The sequence below is a fragment of the Desulforhabdus sp. TSK genome (assembly GCF_022836495.1).
Classification (GTDB): Bacteria; Desulfobacterota; Syntrophobacteria; order Syntrophobacterales; family Syntrophobacteraceae; genus Desulforhabdus.
This window is the reverse complement of sequence record NZ_BQXM01000240.1, coordinates 1-261: the sequence shown is the minus strand read 5'-3', so window position 1 is coordinate 261 and position 261 is coordinate 1. Positions and strand designations below refer to the sequence as shown.

The window sequence follows — 261 nt, the reverse complement described above, 5'->3', positions numbered from 1 at the left end:
TGATCCAGTTCACGATGCGAAGCGACGTCGGGTATGGCTCCCAGCCGTTTCCCTCAGCCGGCGGGTTTTCTTCGATCCAACGGCGAATATAGTCTTCGTGCCACCCTTTGCGCTCCCCCGTGTCCCGCCCGTTAAGATCGTCGAAGTAATGGAGGTTATAGAGCCAGAGCCTGTCCCATCCGGGGTGATTCCAATCCGTGGACGCCCTGAGGGTCTTTTCTTCGTTCAAAAAACAAAAACGCCAAGGCCCCGTCATGGGTC

At 56.7% G+C, this 261-nt stretch carries 1 pseudogene; it reads right to left on the bottom strand.

Annotated elements, in window-relative coordinates:
• Positions 1-256: pseudogene (locus MWC30_RS22250) on the bottom strand (heparinase); the annotation flags it as partial.
• Positions 257-261 lie beyond the last annotated feature (5 nt).